This is a genomic window from Halomonas sp. BM-2019 (assembly GCF_017584085.1).
Window position 1 is genome coordinate 338,199 of sequence record NZ_CP071922.1, and the last position, 20,058, is coordinate 358,256.

Annotated in this window: 21 protein-coding genes; 13 read left to right on the forward strand and 8 right to left on the reverse strand. The window is 65.7% G+C overall.

All coding sequences use genetic code 11. The features are described from left to right. From J5F18_RS01735 to J5F18_RS01775, 9 genes are all read left to right on the forward strand, one after another. Positions 1-377 (forward strand): multicopper oxidase domain-containing protein (locus tag J5F18_RS01735; protein WP_346300638.1); only part of this gene is annotated, 377 nt, incomplete at its 5' end. A 76-nt stretch (positions 378-453) separates the two neighbouring features. Then, positions 454-1,320 carry a hypothetical protein gene (locus J5F18_RS01740; protein ID WP_346300639.1) on the forward strand — a complete coding sequence of 289 codons (867 nt, stop codon included), beginning with the start codon at positions 454-456 and terminating at the stop codon, positions 1,318-1,320. A 70-nt stretch (positions 1,321-1,390) separates the two neighbouring features. After that, positions 1,391-2,206 (forward strand): prolipoprotein diacylglyceryl transferase, encoded by an 816-nt coding sequence (lgt, locus tag J5F18_RS01745; protein WP_346300640.1) that lies wholly within the window; start codon positions 1,391-1,393, stop codon positions 2,204-2,206. Between the two features lie 99 nt (positions 2,207-2,305). Beyond that, entirely contained in the window at positions 2,306-2,698 is a 393-nt protein-coding gene (locus J5F18_RS01750; protein ID WP_346300641.1) for a hypothetical protein, read from the forward strand. Positions 2,699-2,847: 149 nt separating this feature from the next. Beyond that, on the forward strand, positions 2,848-3,027 hold the full coding sequence (locus J5F18_RS01755) for a DUF2933 domain-containing protein (RefSeq protein WP_346302156.1): 180 nt from the start codon (positions 2,848-2,850) through the stop codon (positions 3,025-3,027). Beyond that, complete coding sequence (locus J5F18_RS01760; protein WP_346300642.1) at positions 3,024-3,686, forward strand: isoprenylcysteine carboxylmethyltransferase family protein; 663 nt, start codon at positions 3,024-3,026, stop codon at positions 3,684-3,686. Before J5F18_RS01755 ends, J5F18_RS01760 begins: the two co-directional genes overlap by 4 nt. 73 nt (positions 3,687-3,759) lie before the next feature. Continuing rightward, on the forward strand, positions 3,760-4,128 hold the full coding sequence (locus J5F18_RS01765; protein ID WP_346300643.1) for a cation transporter: 369 nt from the start codon (positions 3,760-3,762) through the stop codon (positions 4,126-4,128). After that, positions 4,083-4,616, forward strand: a complete 534-nt coding sequence (locus J5F18_RS01770; protein WP_346300644.1) for a hypothetical protein — start codon at positions 4,083-4,085, stop codon at positions 4,614-4,616. The genes J5F18_RS01765 and J5F18_RS01770 overlap by 46 nt, the downstream gene beginning before the upstream one ends. Positions 4,617-4,748: 132 nt before the next feature. Further along, positions 4,749-5,519, forward strand: coding sequence for a hypothetical protein (locus J5F18_RS01775; RefSeq protein WP_346300645.1), 771 nt, complete (start codon positions 4,749-4,751; stop codon positions 5,517-5,519). A gap of 3 nt (positions 5,520-5,522) precedes the next feature. On the opposite strand, the gene J5F18_RS01780 is transcribed toward J5F18_RS01775, so the two are convergent. The 4 genes from J5F18_RS01780 to J5F18_RS01795 all read right to left on the reverse strand — a co-directional run bounded on the left by J5F18_RS01780 (position 5,523) and on the right by J5F18_RS01795 (position 9,568). Next, the gene (locus tag J5F18_RS01780; protein ID WP_346300646.1) at positions 5,523-6,581 is read right to left on the reverse strand and encodes an AI-2E family transporter; all 1,059 of its coding nucleotides are present in this window, start codon (positions 6,579-6,581) and stop codon (positions 5,523-5,525) included. Positions 6,582-6,782: 201 nt separating this feature from the next. Continuing rightward, entirely contained in the window at positions 6,783-8,519 is a 1,737-nt protein-coding gene (locus tag J5F18_RS01785) for a DUF3141 domain-containing protein (protein ID WP_346300647.1), read from the reverse strand. Continuing rightward, positions 8,520-8,978, reverse strand: coding sequence for an ATPase (locus J5F18_RS01790; protein ID WP_346300648.1), 459 nt, complete (start codon positions 8,976-8,978; stop codon positions 8,520-8,522). Between the two features lie 158 nt (positions 8,979-9,136). Then, positions 9,137-9,568, reverse strand: coding sequence for a hypothetical protein (locus J5F18_RS01795; RefSeq protein ID WP_346300649.1), 432 nt, complete (start codon positions 9,566-9,568; stop codon positions 9,137-9,139). 198 nt (positions 9,569-9,766) lie between these two features. Between J5F18_RS01795 and J5F18_RS01800 the strand changes: the two genes are divergently transcribed. Then, positions 9,767-10,315, forward strand: coding sequence for a hypothetical protein (locus tag J5F18_RS01800; protein ID WP_346300650.1), 549 nt, complete (start codon positions 9,767-9,769; stop codon positions 10,313-10,315). A gap of 174 nt (positions 10,316-10,489) precedes the next feature. Here the strand turns inward: J5F18_RS01800 and J5F18_RS01805 are convergent, their stop codons facing one another. Then, a complete protein-coding gene (locus tag J5F18_RS01805; RefSeq protein ID WP_346300651.1) occupies positions 10,490-10,987 on the reverse strand; it encodes a hypothetical protein in 498 nt (165 codons plus the stop codon). A 531-nt stretch (positions 10,988-11,518) separates the two neighbouring features. On the opposite strand from J5F18_RS01805, the gene cls reads away from it, so the two are divergent. After that, a complete protein-coding gene (cls, locus tag J5F18_RS01810; RefSeq protein WP_346302157.1) occupies positions 11,519-12,907 on the forward strand; it encodes a cardiolipin synthase in 1,389 nt (462 codons plus the stop codon). A 166-nt stretch (positions 12,908-13,073) separates the two neighbouring features. Here cls and J5F18_RS01815 read toward each other — a convergent pair whose 3' ends face one another. After that, complete coding sequence (locus tag J5F18_RS01815; RefSeq protein WP_346300652.1) at positions 13,074-14,420, reverse strand: sialidase family protein; 1,347 nt, start codon at positions 14,418-14,420, stop codon at positions 13,074-13,076. Positions 14,421-14,467: 47 nt separating this feature from the next. Next, positions 14,468-14,827: an Hpt domain-containing protein gene (locus tag J5F18_RS01820; RefSeq protein WP_346300653.1), complete on the reverse strand. Its 360-nt coding sequence runs from the start codon at positions 14,825-14,827 to the stop codon at positions 14,468-14,470. Between the two features lie 103 nt (positions 14,828-14,930). Between J5F18_RS01820 and J5F18_RS01825 the strand changes: the two genes are divergently transcribed. Beyond that, entirely contained in the window at positions 14,931-17,780 is a 2,850-nt protein-coding gene (locus tag J5F18_RS01825) for a response regulator (RefSeq protein ID WP_346300654.1), read from the forward strand. Between the two features lie 83 nt (positions 17,781-17,863). Here J5F18_RS01825 and J5F18_RS01830 read toward each other — a convergent pair whose 3' ends face one another. Further along, positions 17,864-18,817 (reverse strand): chromate resistance protein ChrB domain-containing protein, encoded by a 954-nt coding sequence (locus J5F18_RS01830; RefSeq protein WP_346300655.1) that lies wholly within the window; start codon positions 18,815-18,817, stop codon positions 17,864-17,866. 82 nt (positions 18,818-18,899) lie between these two features. On the opposite strand from J5F18_RS01830, the gene chrA reads away from it, so the two are divergent. Next, positions 18,900-20,058, forward strand: a 1,159-nt coding sequence (gene chrA / locus J5F18_RS01835; RefSeq protein ID WP_346300656.1) for a chromate efflux transporter, incomplete at its 3' end; no start/stop codon positions are given.

Below are 20,058 nucleotides of genomic sequence, written 5' to 3' on the forward strand. Positions count from 1 at the left end.
ATGCGGACCCTGGCGGGGACGCCGGCGACACCCGCCCGGAGGTGGATTTCCTGATCAACGGTCGTGCCTTCGCCATGGACGAGATCCTCTTCGAGGGCAAGGTCGGCGAGGTGGAGGAGTGGGAGGTCTTCAACAACTCCCATATGGACCACCCCTTCCATCTGCACGGCACCCATTTCCAGGTGATCGCCACCCGCGATGCCGATGGCGACTGGCGCGAGGCGCCCTGGCTGGCCTGGAAGGACACCATCAACCTGGCGCCCTACCAGCGCCTGAAACTCCGCATGGTGTTCCGCGAGCCCGGCGACTGGCTGTTCCACTGCCACATCATCGAGCACGAGGAGTTGGGCATGATGGCGACCATCCGCGTGAGTTGAGGCCGCCCCCGGCACCTCCGATCCCGGGGCCGCCCGGCGGCCCCGGCCTTACCCGAATGAAAGAGAGACTCTTGCGATGCGCGACTTCCGAAGCGTTTTCCTGCTGCTGACCGCCGTGGCGGCCCTGCTGCTGGCGGGCTGCTCCCGCGAGCCGGAGGGCATCAGCCCGGAGCAGCTGCGCCAGCAGACCCATCTCCACGGCCTGGCCTTCGACCGCGCCGACAGAGAGCGGATCTGGCTGGCCACCCACCACGGCTTCCATGTCGTCGGCGTCGATGGGTTGGTGCGCCAGGTGTCGGAGGAGCGCCATGACTTCATGGGCTTCACGCCGCACCCCGCCGACGCCGAGATGTTCTTTGCCAGCGGTCATCCGGCCCGGGGCGGCAACCTCGGCGTGATGGTCTCCACCGATGGCGGCAAGCGCTGGGAGCAGCGTTCGCCCGGCGTCGATGGCCCGGTGGACTTCCATCAGCTCACCGTCAGCGAAGCCGACCCTGACGTGCTCTACGGTGCCTTTGCCGGCCAGCTGCAGGTCAGCCGTGACGGTGGCCATCGATGGGAGGTCCAGGGACGAGCCCCGGACGGCCTGATCGCCCTGGCGGCCTCGAGCCGCGATCCCGAGCATCTCTACGCCGCCACCCAGGACGGCCTGTTGCTGAGCCCGGATGGGGGACAGCGCTGGCGGCCGGTTCACCCCGAGCGCCGGCCCGTCAGCCTGGTGGTGGCCCAGGATGGGCGGCTCCACGCCTTCATGCTGGGGGTGGGATTGATGACGGCCGAGGAGGCCAGCCGCGACTGGGAGGTGGTGAAGCGGGGCTGGGACGAGCGCTACCTGCTGCACCTGGCGGTGGATCCCACCAATCCCGAGCGCCTGGTGGCGTCGGATGACGAGGGTCGGCTGCTGCTCAGCGACAACGGCGGGCGCGACTGGTCGACGCTGTAAGGCGGCTCGCGCGGGGTGGATGCCCGTCGCGCTGCGCCGCATCAGAATGCCCTGAGGGGAAGGAAACGAGATGATGCAATACCCCAATATCGATCCGGTGGCCATCAGCCTCGGGCCGTTCACGATTCACTGGTACGGCCTGATGTACGTGGTCGGCTTCGTCGCCGCCTGGTGGCTGGGGCGCCTTCGCGCGCATCGCCTGGGTTTGAGCCACGACGACATCGGCGACCTGATCTTCTACGGCGCCGTCGGCGTGGTGCTCGGCGGCCGCTTGGGCTATGCGCTCTTCTACGGGGCCGAGCAGTGGCTTGCCGACCCGTTCTGGCTGCTGCGGATCTGGGAAGGGGGCATGAGCTTCCACGGCGGCCTGATCGGGGTGCTGGTCGCGGCCTGGGTGTTCGCGCGCAGGAAGCGGCTCGACTTCTTCCGGCTGACCGATTTCATCGCTCCGCTGGTGCCGATCGGCCTGGGCGCGGGGCGGATCGGCAACTTCATCAATCACGAGCTGCCGGGTCGGGTCAGCGAGCTGCCCTGGGCGATGCCCTTCCCGCACATGGGGCCGGAGCCGCGCCACCCCACGGCACTCTACGAGTTCGCCCTGGAGGGGGTGGTGCTCTTCGCGGTGCTCTGGTGGCTGTCCCGCGAGCCACGCCGCACCGGGCTGATCTCCGGGCTCTTCCTGCTGCTCTACGGCGTCTTCCGCTTCGCCGTGGAGTTCGTGCGCCTGCCCGATCCGCATATCGGCTTCATCGCCTTCGGCTGGGTGACCATGGGCATGGCGCTGACCCTGCCGATGATGGTGGCGGGCGTGGTGCTGATCGGCTGGTCGCGGCGCCAGCCCGTGGCGAGCCGGCAGGGCGAGTCACAAGGTGTGAAGGGGGCTTGATCTGCATCAACGCGGTCGGCACGGTCCCTTGCCATGCTGAACTTGTCGGCGAGCCCTTGTCGGTGTGTCACCGGACTATGGTGGAGAAGGCGTACCCAGATGAGCCTGTTCGGATTGCGCAGATCGCTGGTCACCCGATTGCCGGGAATCCTGCTGCTCTGGCTGCTGGCCGGGGCGGTAGGCGTGGCCTATGCCTGCTCGCCGTCGCTGGACATGGGCGAACAGGCCAGCCAGGTGAGCCACGCCGCTGCCCCCGGGCAGCCCTCCCCGGATCCGGACCACTGCGATGATCACGTGCCCGCCATCACGGCCAGCCTCGGGAAGATGCCGGCAGATGATCTTCGCAACCTGACTGCCGCCGTAGGCCTTCTCCACGGCTGGCTCTCCTTGTCACTCTTGCCTCTCACGGTAGGCGAGGGGTCGGTGCCATCCGGCCTCTCACCGCACTCACCTACTCCCGTTTATCTCGTCACGGCACGGCTGCGTATCTGAGATCGGCTGTTCTCTACGACGTCTCCAGGATTACGCACCATTCGTGAGTCTGGCCCCTGTCTGGCCGAACTCCGCGCCATCCGAGGTGAACGATGAAACATGACAAGCACTCTGCCGACTCCGGCGGCCAGCAACCGTTACGTTTCTGGTTGCCGCTGGGACTCTTTCTCGCCTTCGTGGTGTACCTGCTCTGGGCCGAGCACAGGGTGCACTTCATACAGTTTCTGCCATTTCTCATCCTGCTGGCCTGCCCGCTGATGCATCTGTTTCTGCACGGTGGTCATGGGGGGCATGGCGGACATGGCAAGGATGAGGAGGACGACAAATGAACGCTGGTGAAAGCGCCTACGGGCTATGGATACTGGTCATCCTGAACTCGGCGGTCTTTATCTTCTTCGCCTTCAGCTTCATCAAGCCTCGCAGCCAGACGGACTGGCGAAGCCTGGGTGCCTTCTCGGCATTCATGGTGGCCCTGTTCGTGGAGATGTATGGCTTCCCCCTGACCATCTACTTCCTCGCCGGCTGGCTGGCAAGCCGCTATCCGGATCTCGACCCCTTCTCCCATGACAGCGGCCATTTACTGCACACCCTGCTGGGGCTGGGAGGGGACCCCCATTTGAATCCGCTGCACATCGCCAGCAACATCATCATTGTCCTGGGGTTCTTCATGCTGGCATCGGCCTGGCGTGTGCTCCATCAGGCGCAACGCAAGGGTGAGCTGGCCACGACCGGCTGGTATGCACGCTGCCGCCATCCGCAATATCTCGCTTTCATCCTGATCATGTTCGGGTTCCTGCTGCAGTGGCCCACGCTGCTCACCGTCATCATGTTCCCGATACTGGTCGTCGTCTATGTTCGCCTCGCCCGTCGAGAAGAACGCGAAGCCCTGAAAACGTTTGGCGATGAGTGCCGGGCCTATATGGCGCGAACGCCGGGATTCCTTCCGCAGTTTGTTCACGGTGGCGTTACCCATTCTCGACGAGAATAGTGGCGCTATCAATCGGCAGGTGCTGAGCCTATCAGCGCATTACTTACAGCAGGAATGGAAAGGGAGATGAATGATGAGGAACCACGAGCACCGTCTCGGTGTAGCCGAGACCAACCTGGTCAATCGTAACCTCAAACTGGAGCCCAGTGATACAGCGTCCCTGAAAGCCGCCATCGATGAAATCGATCGGCTATATGGGCTCGATAGCGTTTCGTTAAACGAGAATAAGCGGATGCTCTATCTGGCCTATGATGCGTCCAGAATCTGCCTCGACTGCGTCGAAGAGATTCTGGACAAGCATGCCATCGAGATAAGCCATGGTTGGTGGACACGTTTCAAGGAAAACCACTATCGCTTTGTCGACCAGAACGTGAAGGACAATGCCAAGCAGGAGCCATGGAGCTGTCATCAGTCGCCGCGAGGAGGAGGAAAGAAGAAGTAGAGGTGGTGCTACATCCTTTTAATGGAGAGACGATCATGAGTCATCTGAAGAAATCTTTGCTGTTGGTTGCCCTGCTGGTGTCATGGGCCGTCGGGCCGCTGCTTGCCGAGGAGGATGGTCACTCCCGGTCGGTGGATGGCATGAACATCTATATCGGGATCCTGCCGGCGGAGATGATCCAGGACCACCGGATCATTCATGAGGGGCGTGAGGGGGTCATGACCCGTGAGCAGCATCTTGTTGTCACCGTGGTCGATCAGGAGACCGGTCAGCGGATCGAGGATGCCGAGGTCGCTGCGCGGATACGGCATGAGGGTCATGCGGGGACTTACCGATCTCTCGAGCCGATGCAGATCGCCGATACGATCACCTACGGCAACTTCTTCAGCTTCCCGGAGGAGGGCGGCTACAGCATTCAACTGCGTATCAACCGCGCCGGCGAACCCACCAGCGAGGTCGAGTTCCGCCATCGCCATATGATGGAGTGAGTGGCGTTGCTTCGACCCCGGCGGTCAGCCCTGTCGCCTGCCACGGCAGGCGACAGGGTGGCGGTCGTTATTGATCCGCACCCCACAATTCCCACGGCAAAGTAGCCACCATTGATGCTGGAGAAGAAGAGAGTGAGTCAGCAAACCCCTGTACAGGAGAGGGTGGGCAAGGCGATCGAGGCCTTGGCGGAGGCTACCACCCCTGTGGGCAAGCGTCGCCTCCTGATGCACCTGGTTGTCGCGCTCACCGGCGCCGTTGTGACCTATCTTTTCTGGATCAGCCGCCTGGAGTGGGATAATGAGATGCGCACCTGGCGGGCCTTCGGTGATGCCGCCTTTATCCTGCTGTTCGTCGCCTTGTCCATCGGCCCCATCGCGCGCCTCTGGCCAAAGGTGATGACCCCTCTGCTGCATTGGCGGCGGGCCGTCGGCATCTGGTTCGCGCTGTACGCTGCCGTGCACGCCTACCTGGTCTGGGACGGCTGGGCACGCTGGTCGATAAGCGGCTTCCTGGGCTACCAACACATTGCCAATATCGGGATTCCGGAGCCGGTACTCGTGGATCCCGGCTTCGGGCTGGCGAACCTGATCGGCCTGGTGGCCCTCTTCTGGGCCCTCGTCCTGCTGGCGATATCCTCCGATCGCGCCATTAACTATCTGGGTAGTCGAGCCTGGAAGCACATCCAACAGTATGCCTACGTCGTCTTCTATCTGGTCATCCTGCACGCCTCGTATTTCCTCTTCCTGCATTACGAGCTCAGCTTGAGGAACCTGGTGTTCCAGCGAGGAATACCGGACCCCAACTGGTTCCGGTTCTGGTTTCTGGGACTCGTCGGTATTCTCTTCAGCCTGCAGACGGCGGCGATGGTCAAGACCCTTCGCCAGAGGCGGGGCCGGGGCTGAGTATTACGGCTCGCGCTCGATTCCCTCGGGCATGGGCGGGGGAGCCAGGATGCGCGTTATCCAGCAGGTTTCGTGGAAATGGCCACAGATGGTGACCAGGGCGATCGTCAAGGGGACGCCGATAAAGGCGCCAGGAATGCCCCAGACGATGCCCCAGAAGAAGATGGAAAAGATGACGGCGAAGGGCGATATGGCCAAGGCCCGCCCCTCGAGTCTTGGGTCGAGAAAATTGCCGATGGAGAACTGGATGAGTGCCATACCGGCGAGCACCACTACCGGTCCCTGCCAGGACTCGAACTGAACGACGGCAAAGAGCGCCGGCGGAAACACGGCCAGGATAGAGCCGACGAAAGGGATGTAGTTCAGCGCGAATGCCAGCAAGCCCCAGACAACGGCGAGGTCCAGCCCGACGAAGAGGGCGAACAGCCATGTCAGCAAGCCCGTGAGCACGCTCACGACCGACCTGACGAGCATATAGCGACGGAACTTCCACCCGAGTTCCGCAAATGCCTTCAATAGCCGCTCGGCGGCATCCGCCCCCAGCGCATGGGGTAGGCGTCGCTGGAAGGCGCTGGCTTCCAACAGGCCCATGATCAGGAAGATCAGGGTCAGCGCCAGGAAACCGAGAACGGCGTTGAGGCGGGTAGCGGTCTCATGGAAGAGGTGAAGCAGCCGACCGGGGCTGAGCTGTTCCGCCATGGCGGGCTCGAGGGCAATGTCTCTCGCCTCGAACCACAGGCCGATGGAACGGTAGGTCTCCTGCATTCGCGCACCGTAGAGCGATAGGCCATCCGCCACGATGCGGGCCCCATAGGCGATCAAGGCGAGCAGGACGGCGATGGCCATCAGCACCAGCAGCACGGAAGCGGCAAGTGCCAAGCCGCGCAGGACCCTTCCCTTGAACACCCGGTGTCGGTACAGGGGCCACACCAGCGCCATCAGGAATAGCGCAAATGCCAAGGGCACGGCGAGAATCCGCAGCCAGTACAGCGCGGCGACGGTGAGGATGACCGTGATTATCCATAGCGGACTCAGGCGAGGCGTCAGATGGTGATCGTGCATGGGGCTCACCCTGAACTTGGTCGTTTGCGGCTGGCGTCGCAGTGCCTGCAGTGGCGTCTGTTGGGCGCCACTACCTTACAGGAGGCCGGGCGGGAGCTCCGCCGGCCGCAGCGCCAGGAAGCCCAGATAGCCGCCAACGGCGAGCAGCAGGATCGCCACGATCGTCCACAGCGAGTGTCGCATCTTTCCCGCCCCGCCCCCTTACGGGGTCGTCTCGGTGTTGATGGCTGACGGCCAGCCATACAGGCCGTGAAACCAGGCCTCGCTCATGCCGTCGCGGATAACACCCGCGAGCTCGAGCCCGGACGCGACCATTCCGCTGGCCAACGCCTCCCACTGCCGAAAGCAATTGTCATCATCGAGCGGCTCGCGCGCGGGTTCCGTCACCTCTGTCAGCCACTTCACGCCGGCCATCCAGGGCGCGACGCGCTCCGACAACATCAGCCGGCTGATGCGGGCCGGATGCAGCTGGCGCAGCGCCTCCGCCGTCCACGGATTGACCGCCAGCCGGACCCAGGGTCCGAGAAATGTCTCGTAGAGGGCCACGTTGTACTCGGACAGCGCGCGCACCCGTTCGAATGCCGGGGCCTGGTCGGGATACTCCAGCTCCTCCACCCGGCGCGCCTCGAAGCGCACCTGAAACTGGGGCTTGTGACAGTCGGGGTCGCCGGTGGGGTTGTCGATTTTCATCTCGTAGAGGCCAGGCGCCAAGTCATTCAGCTCGCCGACGCTCTCGAGGATCGCCCGGTGCTCGAGGCGCGCGACCCTGGAGGAGACGAAGATGCCCAGATGCCCCACATGCGGATTGAGGAGGTAGACGATACGCTGCCCGGCTGCCACGAGGGCTTCTGTGTCCGGATAGACTGCCGGGATCCAGTTGAGCGCCTGGTGGGGCGGGGTGATGTTGTCGCCGCTGGAGGCGAAGATCACCAGCGGGTTGCGGATGCGTCGCAGATCGACGGTGCAACCCGGGCATACCTGGAACTCACCGCGCTCCAGTTGGTTGCCCACGAAGAGGTTCTCGACGATGGCGACGACCTCCTCCTTGCTCAGGGAGTAGAAGCCCGTCCACCAGCGCTCGAACTCGAGGAAGCGTTCGCGCTGGGTATCGATATGGGCGAACAGCTGGTAGTCCTTCTGCCACAGGGTGTTCGCTGGCTTGAGGGTCTCGAAGTTGGCGACCAGGTGGGCGCCGTCGAAGCGCCCGTCCCCCAGATCCGCCACCAGATGCGTCAGCCAAGCCCCGCCCGTGAGCCCGCCGGCCAGCCGCATGGGATTGACGCCGGACTCGCCCGACCAGTAGGAGAGCGGCGAGCCGTTGAGCACTGCCGGCCCGACCAGGCCCTGGCAGTCGGCCGAGAGCAGCGCAATGGCCCAGCCCGCCTGGCAGTTGCCGTAGAGTACCGGTGGCGTGTCAGGGTGGCGCTGCGAGACCTCCTCGACGAAACGCCGTAGCACGGAGAGGACATCGTGCAGGCTCTGGCCGGCCACGGGCTCCGGAAAGAAGGCGACGAAGTAGACCGGGTGGCCCTCGTGGAGGGCCATGCCGACCTCGGAGTCGCGCTTGAAGCCGCCGATGCCCGGGCCGTGGCCGGCGCGCGGGTCGACGATGACCACCGGCGGTTTGTTGGCGTCGAGGCAGTCCTCCAGGCAGTCATCGCCCACCCGGGTGATCCGCAGCAACGCATAGTTGGCGGGGCGCGCCAGCCGGCGGCCATCGAGGACCGTCTCGTAGTCGAAGTCGAGCAGCGGCGGCTTGCCCGCTCGCTCATGCTCGAGCATGTTCTCGGCGCGCTGTCGCAGCGTGTCCAGATAGAGCACACCGCGCTGCCAGAGGTCGATCTGGTAGCGCAGCAGCTCTGTCATGAGGTCGCCGGGCGGGATGTCGCCCGGCGATGCGCGTGTCGCCGCCGTCGAGAGGGTGGGAGTCGCGTCCATTCAGAGATCCCGGGTGCGGTTGGCCTGATGGGCCAGGCGCATCGCTTCATGCCGCTCCAGACACAGCAGCTCGCCGATCAGCGCGCGCGTCTCGGGAATCTCGGTGCGCCCCTCGAGATAGTGATAGAAATCGATGACCTGATTGTGGAGGTCGAAGATTTCCTGGCAGATCTCGTCGAAGCTCATTTCCGCATAGGGCGCGCTGCACGACTGGTGTGGCTTGATCGGCTTGTAGGCAATGTAGTCGTAGAGCCAGGTATTCAGCGCCTTGGGGTCGGCCTGTTTCTCGAAGCCGGCCAGAGTCTTCTCCAGTGCCGCCTCGTGATCCGCCAGATACCCTAGCAGCCACTTGGCGCGCTCTTCTTCCTGCTGCGTCGAGCAGTGCTTCAGGCACCGTGCCAGATGTTCATGGAGGGCGCGCGTCCACTCAATCACGTCATGAAAGGTTGCAACGTACATGAGTCATTCTCGCTGTATTGAAGGATCTCGGGGCATGGCCTCCCGTAGGGGCCAGTTTCAGACCGGGGCAGGCGAATCGGCCTCGCGTCAGATGTCGGCTCACGGGGAGTACATCCGCTGACACCTGAACGGGACGCAATACCGCTCTCGCGTGGCGCTCAGAGGCGCAGGCGCTGGGTGAGCAGATAGACGGGAAGGCCGGACTGGGCCGGCCGATGTCGCGGTGTCCGGACGATGGGCACCAGGAGGGGGGCAGTCACCGGTTCGGCGGTGAGCGTCAGGACGTCGTCGCACTCGACTTCCTGGCGATCGACACGCGGCATGCCCTGCGGCAGTGCGAATTCGCCATGGCCATGTCGGCAAGACGGATCGGCTTCGCGCCACGCTGCGGCAGCCGCAGCGACGGAAGCGGCCTCCGTCGCCACCAAGCGCCCGGGATCGGAGGCCCAGGCGTCTGGCTTATCGACATGGGCCATCGCGAACCCGCCGAGCAGCAAGGTCGCCAGTGCCAGCAACACGACCAGCAGGATCCCTGCCCGCCTCGTGGTAGCACAGGATGCTTCGCGGTCGAACACGCTGTGTGGGAACATGGCTGCCTGATGTCGAGGGGGTCTTTTCACCATAGCTCACCGACACCTGGTGTCACTTGATGGGTATCAAGAAACACCTGCCGTTCAACCTGGGGGCAGGGCACGGCTTGCCTGGCTTCTGGCAGCGTGGAACACTGGCGCCTGTCGTTGGCCACTGCATCGCCCCCCTCCCTATTCTGGAGTTCTGGAGCTTTCACCATGACGGGAGCGCGAGCCGAATGCGGCAAGTCAACTCGGCTGCTGGCCACCCCGGAGTTCAACGTGGCGCTCTTTGCGTTCCTGCTGAACTATCCGTGGGAATTCCTTCAGGTGCCGTTCTTCGCCGAGATGCCGACCATGACGCACTGGGAGGCGGTGCGCTTCTGCACCCGGGCGACCCTGGGGGATGTGCTTATCGCTCTCGTGGCCTACTGGGCCGTGGCCGCGGTACTCCGACGGCGCGATTGGTTGCTCCGTCCCGATATCAGGGCGATAGCCGGCTTCGTGGTCGTCGGCGTGGTGATCACCATCGGGCTGGAGTGGCACGCCACCGCGCTGCAGGATCGCTGGCAATACGCCGAGCGGATGCCCACCCTGCCGCTGCTGGGGACGGGGCTGGCGCCGCTGCTGCAGTGGCTCCTCCTGCCACCGCTGGTCGTATGGCTGGTGCGTCGCCAGATGCTCGGCGAAGCCTGTCTGCGCAGGCGTGACGACGCTGCTTCTGGCCCCGGAAAAGCGGCAACGAGGGCCAAGAAGGAAAGGACCTGAGCACTATCGGCCCCTGGCGGGATACCCACCTTGCAGCCTGAGGATATCGATGGCCAGCCGCGCTGGCATCGGGGGGCCGATCTGCGCTCTCGGCCGCTCGGATCGGTCCAGGCGGCCTTGTCTGCCGAAAAACGTCCTCATGTGGTCTCGAAGTGTTCGCGGAGCCTTTCCTGCTCAGTGGTGCTCCTCCTCGGCAGCGACACATTCATCCATATCCTCGAGAAGCCCGTGGAACTCATCATATCGCTCAAGGTACTCGGTGAGCTCGCCGACGTAGGCACGCACTACCTCCTGAGCAGACGCCACGTCTGTCATTTCCCTGAGGCTCCAGTAATGGGCACGGATCATGTCATCCCGTACCGCGTATATCCCCTCGTCATGGGCCCAGGGATACTGGTGTGCAGCAGGGTCGGGTAGCTCACAACTCCCCAGAAGGTGGACCAGCTCATGAAAGTGTCCCCAGTGGTGCTCGGCACCGACTAGGTAAGTCAGCGTGATGTCGTCAATTTCCTCAGTCGTCTCGGCCGCTAGGATTGCCTCCAGGTAATCGTCTGCCCGATCTCGCTCACGCTCCACCCTGGCGCCCATTCTGTCCAGGAGCTCCTCCAGCAAGACATCGCCGGAATGGTGGTGCTCGTGAGCAGCCAAGGGACCAGATATGATGGCAATCATGGCCAGACCAGCCAGGCTGTAAGCACAACTCCATCTCTTATACATTGTTACGATTCTCCGCTATGCTTCTCTTCGTTCGCACGAGAGCCATCCAAAGTTACATCGTCATCCCCCGTCAGCCTCACAACCTTTCGTCAGCAAGGCTGTCGGATGCCGAAAAGGTCTTGTCACTTTAGCTCACCAACACTTGGTGTCACTAGATCGGAATCAATGAATTCCGAGCCATTCAACCTGGGGGCAGCCCACAGGTTGCCAGCCCGGGTGTGTCGTGGAACACTGGCGCCGCTGCGGCAGTGGTTTGTCTTGCCACCGCTGGTCGTATCGCTGGCGCGTCGCCAGATGCTTGGCGAAGAGTATGTGCTGGGGCGAGACGACAGGATGGCTAGCTCCGGACAATACCATGGGCCTGACCTTTGATGAGCCGCGCTGGTAAGGCCGAGCGAAGTGAGGAACTAGAGCGTGTCATCGCCACCGAACGCGCCTGCCAGGCGTCGCTGGCCCTGGCGCCGGCTCTTGCTAATTCTCGGCATCATGCATCTGGTGGGCCTGGCCTCATCGCTGGACGCCATGATGTCGAGTCGCACCTCCCAGGGGGCCGTGGCCTGGATCGTTTCCCTGAACACCATGCCCTATGTGGCGGTGCCGGCCTACTGGGTGTTCGGGCGTGCGAGGTTCCAGGGCTATGTCTCGGCCCGGCGCGACGAGGACTCGGCGCTGGGGCAGGCGCTGGCCAACAAGCTGGCCGAGCTGCGTGCCCACGGGGTGTCGGCCGCTCACCGCGACAAGCACCTGGTGGGGGTGGAACAGCTGGCCAAGCTGCCGTTTCTCGGCGGCAACCGGGTGGAGCTGCTGATCGACGGCGAGGCGACCTTCGAGAGCCTGTTCGCCGGCATCGAGGCCGCCGAGCGCTATCTGCTGGTGCAGTTCTATATCGTACGCGCCGATGAGGTGGGCCTGGCGCTGCAGGCTCGCTTGATCGAGAAGGCCCGGCAGGGCGTCGAGGTCTACTTCCTGTATGACGAGATCGGCAGCTACGCCCTGCCGGGGAGCTATCTCAGGGCGCTGGAGGAGGCCGGGGTCCGCGTACACCGCTTCCACTCCACCCGGGGCCCGGGTAATCGCTTCCAGCTCAACTTTCGCAACCATCGCAAGATCGTCGTGGCCGACGGTGCCCGGGCCTGGGTCGGCGGCTTCAACGTCGGCGACGAATACCTGCACGGTCATCCCCGCATCGGCCCCTGGCGGGACACCCACCTGATGATCGAGGGGCCGGCGGCCCTGGCGCTGCAGCTGGTGTTTCTCGAGGACTGGCACTGGGCCACCGAGGAGTTGCCCGAGCTGCCCTGGGAGCCGGTGGTGCCCACCCACCATGCGTCGCCGGTGCTGATCCTGCCCACCGGTCCCGCGGACCGTTTCGAGACCGCCAGCCTGATGATCCAGCAGGCGATCCACGCCGCCCATGAGCGGATCTGGATCTCCAGCCCCTACTTCGTCCCCGACGAGGGCGTGCTCGCGATGCTCAAGCTGGCCGCCCTGAGCGGCGTGGACGTACGGGTGCTGATTCCGGAACGCCCGGACAATCCGCTGACCTATTTCGCCGCCTACGCGTTTCTGGATTCACTGCTGGATGCCGGTGTGGAAGTCCACCGCTTCGAGGAGGGTTTCCTGCACGGCAAGGCCTTCCTGGTCGATGACGTCGGCGCCGCGGTGGGTACCGTGAACCTCGACAATCGCTCCTTTCGGCTGAACTTCGAGGTGACGGCGCTGGTGATGGACCCGGCATTCGCCGCCGAGGTCGAGGCGATGTTCGAGGCGGATTTTTCCCGTTCGCGACGAATGCGCCCCGGCGAGGTCGAGGCACAGCCGCTCTGGCATCGGGTGGCGGCACGCGCGTCTTACCTGCTGGCGCCGGTGCTCTGAGGCCGGATGTCGCCGCCGTGGTGCGCATACCCAAGACCAGCCACGACGACTGTCCCTCGATCGGCATCAGGCCGCCGGAGAGGGGACAACCTGGGTGCCGCACCCAGGTTGTCGGCGGATCGGCCAGGCCGTTGCGTGCCTTGATGCCTGCCGGGAAGGTGTCCGATCAGGGCGCGAGTCGGCCGCGCAGCAGCCGCACGCGACTGCGTTCGCCGGGCTGGAAGGTGCTGTGGACCACCGCCAGCTCACCCTCGCCGTTGACGGCCAGCTTGCGCATCAGCAATCCCTGCAGGCCGCCGTTGACGCCCGGCTCCCCGTCGCCGCTGTGCGGCACGATCACGGCGGAGGAGAAGCGGTCGCCGCCGTCGAGCGAGCCGCTTATGCCGAGCCCCCGGGGGCGCTGACCCGGCCGGGGAAACAGCTCCCACAGCACGTAGACGCTGTCGCCGGATACCGCCAGATGCGGGAAGCCCTGATGGGTGAAGCGCTCGGCCAGGGCGCTCGATAGCGTCTGCGGTGTGTCGAAGGGCTCGCCGGCCTCCGCGCGGCTATAGCGAACCTGCGTCATGCGTCGGGGGTCGTCGACGCTCTCGGCATACACCAGGTGCACCCGTCCCCGGTCGTCCACCGCCAGCTTGGGGGCGTCGGCGTGTCCCGCGGAGGGATTCAGCCGCTGCGGGGTGGCGAAGGTCTCGCCCTGGTCGGTGGAGACCGCGTAATGAATATCGGCGGTGGCGTCCTCGCCCAGCGTCCAGGCTAGGTGAACGCGGCCATCGGCCTCCACGGCGAGGCTGGGTCCGCGAGCGGGAAGTTCGTCGTCGCCGGTGACGTGCAGCGGCGACGAGAAGCTCTGCCCGCCGTCGGCGGATCGACCGATCAGCAGCCGCCCCTCGTATTCCGTCCAGGCCGCCCAGAGGGTGCCCTCGGGGCCTTCGGCCAGGTCCAGGCTGCCGTTGTGCCAGTATTGCGTCGTCAGGCGTCCCTTGCCGGCGCCGTGGCGAGTGTTGGAGAGGTTGAGCGGTTCGCTGAAGGTGGCGCCGCCGTCGCGGGAACGGGCGAACAGGATCTCGCCGCCGTGGCTGCCGCCGGTGAAGAGGATCTCCTGCCACAGCACGTAGAGGGTATCCGGCTCGTTGGCCGCCATGACCACCCGTGGCAGCCAGGAGAAGGTTCCGGCGCTGCGCGAGACGTCGCTGGGCTCCTCGAGGCGGGGGCGTCCCCGATCGTCGTAGCGCTGGAAGAGCACCGCCTGGCTGGCCTGGTCGACCCAGACCACGGCCGCCTGGCCGTCCTTGCCGAGGGCCACCGAGGGGTCGTCCACGTAGCGGAAATCCGACTGGTTCATGCGCCAGGGCCCCCGATGGGCATCGCCGCTGGCTACCGTGATGGCTTCGTGCCAAGCCACCTCGAAGGAAGCGGCCGGTGCAGCGGAGAGGCCCGGCAGGGCCAGCGCCAGGATGGCGGCCAGGCGGCGCAGGGCCGAGGGCAGGGCGGTGGGCGGAGGGTGCGGCATGGGGGCTGGTCTGCAAGGGTGTCTAGGGTCGACTCGGGCCATTCGGCTCAGGAGGCGCTGGTCGCATCGCCCTGTCGCCACTCCTCCAGGGCATGCATCAGGTGCGCGATCTCGACGCGCATCGCCTCACAGGCCTGGTCGGCCCCGTTCAGCTCGTCGTCTCTCCCCATCTGCTCCAGGCGTAGGGCCGCATCGGCCGCGGGCCCGGCCCCCAGCACCCGGACGGACCCCTTCAGAGTGTGGGCGGCCTGCAGCAGGGCGTCGGCCTGTTGCCGGGCAATGGCCTGCTCGATCGCGTCGAGCAGCGGGGGGTACTCGCCGCGGAACACCTCGATCAGCTCGGCCAGCAGTTCATCACTGCCTCCGACCTGGGCCATCGCCTCTTCATAGTCGAACGCTGGGGCCATCGCCGGCTCCTCCATCGTCTGTGACCCGATACACTTAAGGGTAGCCGAGTCCGGTTGAGCGTTCCGAGCTCGTCGACGCGGGGCGCACCTTGGAGGTGGGACGATGCCTGGGTCAGATATGCCCAAGTCAGGTGCGGGTTCGCCGAGCCCTCGCGAGGGGAAGGCGGCCTGGTGCCGTCACGGGCCGCTGGCGCTGCTGGTAGCCGCCGTGGGGCTGATGCTCTCCCTGCTGCTGGGGTTCGTGTTGCTGGAGCGCGATCGGCAGGCGGTGGCCGAGGCCCTGGGGGCCTATGTGGAGGCGCGTGCCCAGGCCATCGAAAGCGTCTTCGTCGAGCTGGAGGGGGCCGGCGCGGCACTGGAGGCCTACTTCGCCGGCTCGGCCCTGGTCGAATGGCACGAATGGCCGGCCTTCGCTCAGCCGCTGATGGCGCACAAGCCGCTGGTGATGGCGCTGCAATGGGCGCCGCGAGTCTCGGAAGAGGCCACCGCCGCCGATCCGTCGGCTGACCCCCTGGTACCGCGCCCCCTCTATCCGCTGCCCCGCGAGCTGCACGAGCGGGTGATGGAGGCCGAGAGCCAGGAGGCGTATCGGATTCTCGATTTCGACGCCAGCAGCGGAGGCTTCGTCACGGCCGGCCGGCGGGAGGCGTATTTCCCGGTGGCGTACCTGCATGCCCGCGAGCCGGCGGCCTGGCAGCCGGGGCTGGACTGGTGGTCGCAGCCGGTGGCTCGCGCCGCCATGAGTCGTGCGCGGGATACGGGCCTGGCCTCGGTGAGCGGTCGCTTGGTCCCGACTGGTGCGCAGGCGTCACCGCTGGTGCCGGACGACGACCTGTTGCTGTTGTTCACCCCGATCTTCTTCAAGAACGAACCGGTCATCCCCCTGGAAACCGCCGAGCAGCGTCGCGAGCGACTCAAGGGGTTCGTGGTCGTGCCCTTCCGGATCAGCGAGATGCTGGCCCAAACCCTGCGCTATGTGCCGCCGCGCGGCGTTCAGGTGTCGGTGGTCGACGTGTCCGATGGCACCGAGGAGGTGCTGAACGACGGGAGGCCGAGTGGATCGCCTGTCGCCTCGGAGGCTCCGGCCGAGGAGGTGCGCTTCCAGCATGTCACGACGGTGGCGCTCGGCGGGCGCAGCTGGGAAGTGCACGGCATCCCCTCATCCGCCTTCCTGGCGGAGCGACGGACCTGGACACCCGGCATCGCGCTGGTGGCCGGCCTGCTGGCTACCGGCCTGATGACCGGTCTCGTGCTGCTGCTGCTGTCGCGTACGGATCATGTCGAACGGGAGGTGAGGCTGCGCACCGAGGCGCTGGAGGATTCCCGGCGGGAGCTGCGTGACGCCAAGGAGCAAGCCGAGCAGGCCACCCAGGTCAAGAGCGAGTTCCTGGCCAACATGAGTCACGAGATCCGGACGCCCATGAACGGCATCATCGGTGTGACCGAGCTGCTTCGCGGCACCGACCTCTCTCCCCAGCAGCGGGAGTACCTGGAACTGGTCGAGACCTCCGCCGATTCCCTGCTCAACCTGATCAACGACATCCTCGACTTCTCCAAGATCGAGGCGGGCAAGCTGGAGCTGCAGCCGAGCCGTTTCGACCTGCGCGCGATGCTGGGCGATACCCTGCAGGCGCTGACCGTGCGGGCGACGGAGAAGCCCCTGGAACTGGCGTATCACATTCCACCCGAGGTGCCGGAAACCGTCTACGGGGATTTCGCCCGATTGCGGCAGATCATCATCAACCTGGTGGGCAATGCGATCAAGTTCACCGAGGAGGGCGAGGTTCTGGTCGACGTCGAGGTGACCTCAATGCCCTCGGCGCCGCAGGTGACGATGCACTTCTCGGTGCGCGACACCGGTCCGGGCATACCGCCCGACAAGCAGGAGCTGATCTTCGAAGCCTTCCGCCAGGTCGACAGCACGGCGTCGCGCCACCACGAGGGCACCGGCCTGGGACTGGCGATCTGTCGTCAGCTCATCGACATGATGGGGGGCCGCCTCTGGCTCGAGAGCGAACCGGGGCAAGGCAGCACCTTCCACTTCACGGCGACCTTCGAGCGGGTGGACACCGAGCCGGCGCATCACCTGGAGGAACCGCCGTCGCTGCATGAGATGGCGGTGCTGGTGGTGGATGACAACCCGACCAGTCGTCTGATCCTCGAGGAACTGCTGAACGGCTGGGAGATGCAGCCGCTGTGCGTGGCGGACGGCGCGACGGCGCTGGCCGAGCTGGAGGGTCGGGCGGCGCAGGGCGAGCCGGTGCCGCTGGTGTTGCTGGACTACCAGATGCCGGGGATGGACGGGCTCGAGGTGGCGCGCCGCATCCAGCGGTCGCCGCGGCTAGGGGACCCGGCGCTGCTGATGCTCTCGTCCACTGGGCAGGGTGACGCGCAGCAGGCCAAGGAGGTGGGCATTACCCGCTACCTGATCAAGCCGGTCAAGCCATCCGACCTGCTCGACGCCATCTGCGAGGCGCTGCAGACCGCGCCGGTCAGTGCGAGCCCGGAGACCCTGTCGCCGCCGCCGGTTGCCAGTCGGCCGTTGCAGGTGCTGCTGGCCGAGGACGGCCTGGTCAACCAGAAGGTGCTGACGCGCCTGCTCGAGCAGCATGGTCATCGGGTGACCCTGGCCACCAACGGGGCGGAGGCGCTGGCCGCGGCACTGCAGCAGCGCTTCGACGTGGTGCTGATGGACGTGCAGATGCCGGGGATGGATGGCTTGGAGGCCACGGAGCGGATACGCGCCCATGAATGGACTGCCGGCGGTCATGTCCCCATCGTGGCGATGACGGCATTCGCCATGAAGGGGGATCGCGAACGCTGCCTGGAGGTCGGCATGGACGACTACCTCTCCAAGCCGGTGCGCGCCGAGCTGCTCTACACGACCCTGGACCGGGTCGCCAACCCTCCGGCGGCGAAGGCGCCGGGGGATGGGAAGCGCTCCGATCCATGATCGCCTGCATGCACGGCTGTGACTCTACACGCTCATCAGCTCGTCGAGACGTGTCTCTCTATCCCCAGGTGATAGGGCGCTTGTTAGCACTGCCGGTAGGCCTGGTAGAGATCGTCCAGCAGCGCTCCTGCATGGGCCAGCAGGGTGTCGTCATCCGGGCAGCGCTCTCGGGCGCCGCTCAGCATCAGCTGCAGCCCGGCTGCCTCGGGCACCGGTGCCCCCCCGACGTCCAGGTAGTGCACCAGCTCGCCGAGCCGGACCAGGGCGGTGTCGCCGTCCAGCGTGAAGCTCGCCAGTAGCACCTCGAAGGTGACCTTGTCGTCGACATGGGTAAAGGCGGCACCGTCGAAATCGAATCCCAGCGCCTCAGGCGGGCAGTCCCCCGGGCTCGCCAGCCACAGGAAACGCGCCTCGGGGTCGATGAAGCGCTGGATCAGCCAGGCCGATGCCACGCGATCCACCCACAGGTGGTGACGCGTGGCCCACAGCCGTCCGCGAAACGCTTCCCGGTCGAGCCGGGGAATCGCTGCCCGGGTGGCCTGGGGCTCGTCAGGAACGAAGCGGCGATTGAAGGCGGCCTCGGCCTCGGCCAGCGCAACGGCGGATTGCTCCCTTGCTGCCCCCGGGAAGAAGTCGAGCTCGACGATGGCCTGGAAGCGTCGCTGCAGCTGAAGAAGCCGGCGCTGCGCCTCGCGCTCCTCCAGGCTGGGACACTCTGTCTGCCAATGGGCGACTGCCTCGAGTAACTCCTGATAGTCCGAACCCCGGTCGAAGAGGGCGGGCAACACCTCCGTTGACTCCATGTTTGTCTCGCCTACCTCGAGCAGCAGGCTCTTCCCCCCCAAGGCCTGGATAGCATCGGCCTGGTGTTGCAGCGCCTGATATCGCCCTGGGCTTGCCGGCAACAGGTAGACACCGTCACGCAATACGGCCGCGCCCAGGCTGCGCAGGGCCCGCCAGATCCGCATGCGCGTGCTACCCGCCCGCCCGCTGAGGCTCATGACCAGTATCAGCCAGCGTCTGTCGTCGTCTACCATGTCATCCGTCTTTGTTGTACACGTAACATGTGTGTTATACGCTCTACATCATTATGCCGCCATCGTCTTCGTGAGAGTGTACATGCCCCCCGTCAACGAAACGCCCCACTCGGTTCCCTTCCGCGAGGCCGTGATGGTCTGGCTGCGCGTGGCCATGCTGAGCTTCGGTGGCCCGGCCGGCCAGATCGCGGTGATGCATCGCATCCTCGTCGAGGAGAAGCAGTGGATCGGCGAGAAGCGTTTCCTGCACGCCCTCAACTACTGCATGATGCTGCCGGGGCCGGAGGCCCAGCAGCTGGCGATCTACATCGGCTGGCTGATGCACCGCACCCGGGGCGGCCTGGTGGCCGGCAGCCTCTTCGTGCTCCCCGGCTTCATCGCCATCCTGGCGCTGAGCTATCTCTATGCGACGCTGGGCAACGTGGGCCTGGTGGAGGGGCTCTTCTTCGGCCTCAAGGCGGCGGTGCTCGCGGTGGTGCTGCATGCCGTGGTGCGCATCGGCAAGCGGGCGCTGCGTAACCGGATGATGATCGGCCTGGCGGCGGCGGCCTTCGTGGCGATCTTCTTTCTCGAGATCGCCTTCCCGCTGATCATCCTGGGGGCGGCGCTGATCGGCTTCTGGGGCGGCCGGCGTGGCCTGACGGCCTTCCAGGCGGGGAGCGGCGGCCACGGAGAGGACGGCGGCCAGGGGCTCAGCGACCGCGACTCGCTGCTTGGCGAGGGGCTGCCGGCCCATGCGCGCCCCAACCGCAGCTGGTCGCTGCGGGTCTCGGCGATCTTCCTGCTGCTGTGGCTGACGCCGGTGGCGCTGCTGCTGGTCACGCTGGGGGGCGATAACGTCTTCAGCCAGATCGCCACCTTCTTCAGCAAGATGGCGGTGGTCACCTTCGGCGGCGCCTATGCGGTGCTGGGCTACGTGACCCAGGAGGCGGTGCAGCACTACGGCTGGCTGGCGCCGGGCGAGATGCTCGACGGCCTGGGCATGGCCGAGACCACGCCGGGCCCGCTGATCCAGGTGGTGCAGTTCGTCGGCTTCATGGGTGCCTATCGCGAGGCCATCGGGCTCGATCCCATGCTGGCGGCGACGCTCGCGGCGGTGCTCACCACCTGGGTCACCTTCGTGCCCTGCTTCCTGTGGATCTTCCTCGGCGCCCCCTATGTGGAGCGGCTGCGCGACAACCGCGCCCTCAGCGCGGCGCTTTCGGCCATCACCGCCGCGGTGGTGGGGGTGATCCTCAACC

Excerpts from the sequence above, each read along its gene's own strand:
- J5F18_RS01740 (WP_346300639.1), top strand. The coding sequence starts at position 454 with ATGCGCGACTTCCGAAGCGTTTTCCTGCTGCTGACCGCCGTGGCGGCC.
- lgt (WP_346300640.1), top strand. The coding sequence starts at position 1,391 with ATGATGCAATACCCCAATATCGATCCGGTGGCCATCAGCCTCGGGCCG.
- J5F18_RS01750 (WP_346300641.1), top strand. The coding sequence starts at position 2,306 with ATGAGCCTGTTCGGATTGCGCAGATCGCTGGTCACCCGATTGCCGGGA.
- J5F18_RS01760 (WP_346300642.1), top strand. The coding sequence starts at position 3,024 with ATGAACGCTGGTGAAAGCGCCTACGGGCTATGGATACTGGTCATCCTG.
- J5F18_RS01765 (WP_346300643.1), top strand. The coding sequence starts at position 3,760 with ATGAGGAACCACGAGCACCGTCTCGGTGTAGCCGAGACCAACCTGGTC.
- J5F18_RS01770 (WP_346300644.1), top strand. The coding sequence starts at position 4,083 with ATGGAGCTGTCATCAGTCGCCGCGAGGAGGAGGAAAGAAGAAGTAGAG.
- J5F18_RS01780 (WP_346300646.1), bottom strand. The coding sequence starts at position 6,581 with ATGCACGATCACCATCTGACGCCTCGCCTGAGTCCGCTATGGATAATC.
- J5F18_RS01785 (WP_346300647.1), bottom strand. The coding sequence starts at position 8,519 with ATGGACGCGACTCCCACCCTCTCGACGGCGGCGACACGCGCATCGCCG.
- J5F18_RS01790 (WP_346300648.1), bottom strand. The coding sequence starts at position 8,978 with ATGTACGTTGCAACCTTTCATGACGTGATTGAGTGGACGCGCGCCCTC.
- J5F18_RS01795 (WP_346300649.1), bottom strand. The coding sequence starts at position 9,568 with ATGTTCCCACACAGCGTGTTCGACCGCGAAGCATCCTGTGCTACCACG.
- J5F18_RS01800 (WP_346300650.1), top strand. The coding sequence starts at position 9,767 with ATGACGGGAGCGCGAGCCGAATGCGGCAAGTCAACTCGGCTGCTGGCC.
- J5F18_RS01805 (WP_346300651.1), bottom strand. The coding sequence starts at position 10,987 with ATGATTGCCATCATATCTGGTCCCTTGGCTGCTCACGAGCACCACCAT.
- cls (WP_346302157.1), top strand. The coding sequence starts at position 11,519 with ATGCATCTGGTGGGCCTGGCCTCATCGCTGGACGCCATGATGTCGAGT.
- J5F18_RS01815 (WP_346300652.1), bottom strand. The coding sequence starts at position 14,420 with ATGCCGCACCCTCCGCCCACCGCCCTGCCCTCGGCCCTGCGCCGCCTG.
- J5F18_RS01820 (WP_346300653.1), bottom strand. The coding sequence starts at position 14,827 with ATGGCCCCAGCGTTCGACTATGAAGAGGCGATGGCCCAGGTCGGAGGC.
- J5F18_RS01825 (WP_346300654.1), top strand. The coding sequence starts at position 14,931 with ATGCCTGGGTCAGATATGCCCAAGTCAGGTGCGGGTTCGCCGAGCCCT.
- J5F18_RS01830 (WP_346300655.1), bottom strand. The coding sequence starts at position 18,817 with ATGGTAGACGACGACAGACGCTGGCTGATACTGGTCATGAGCCTCAGC.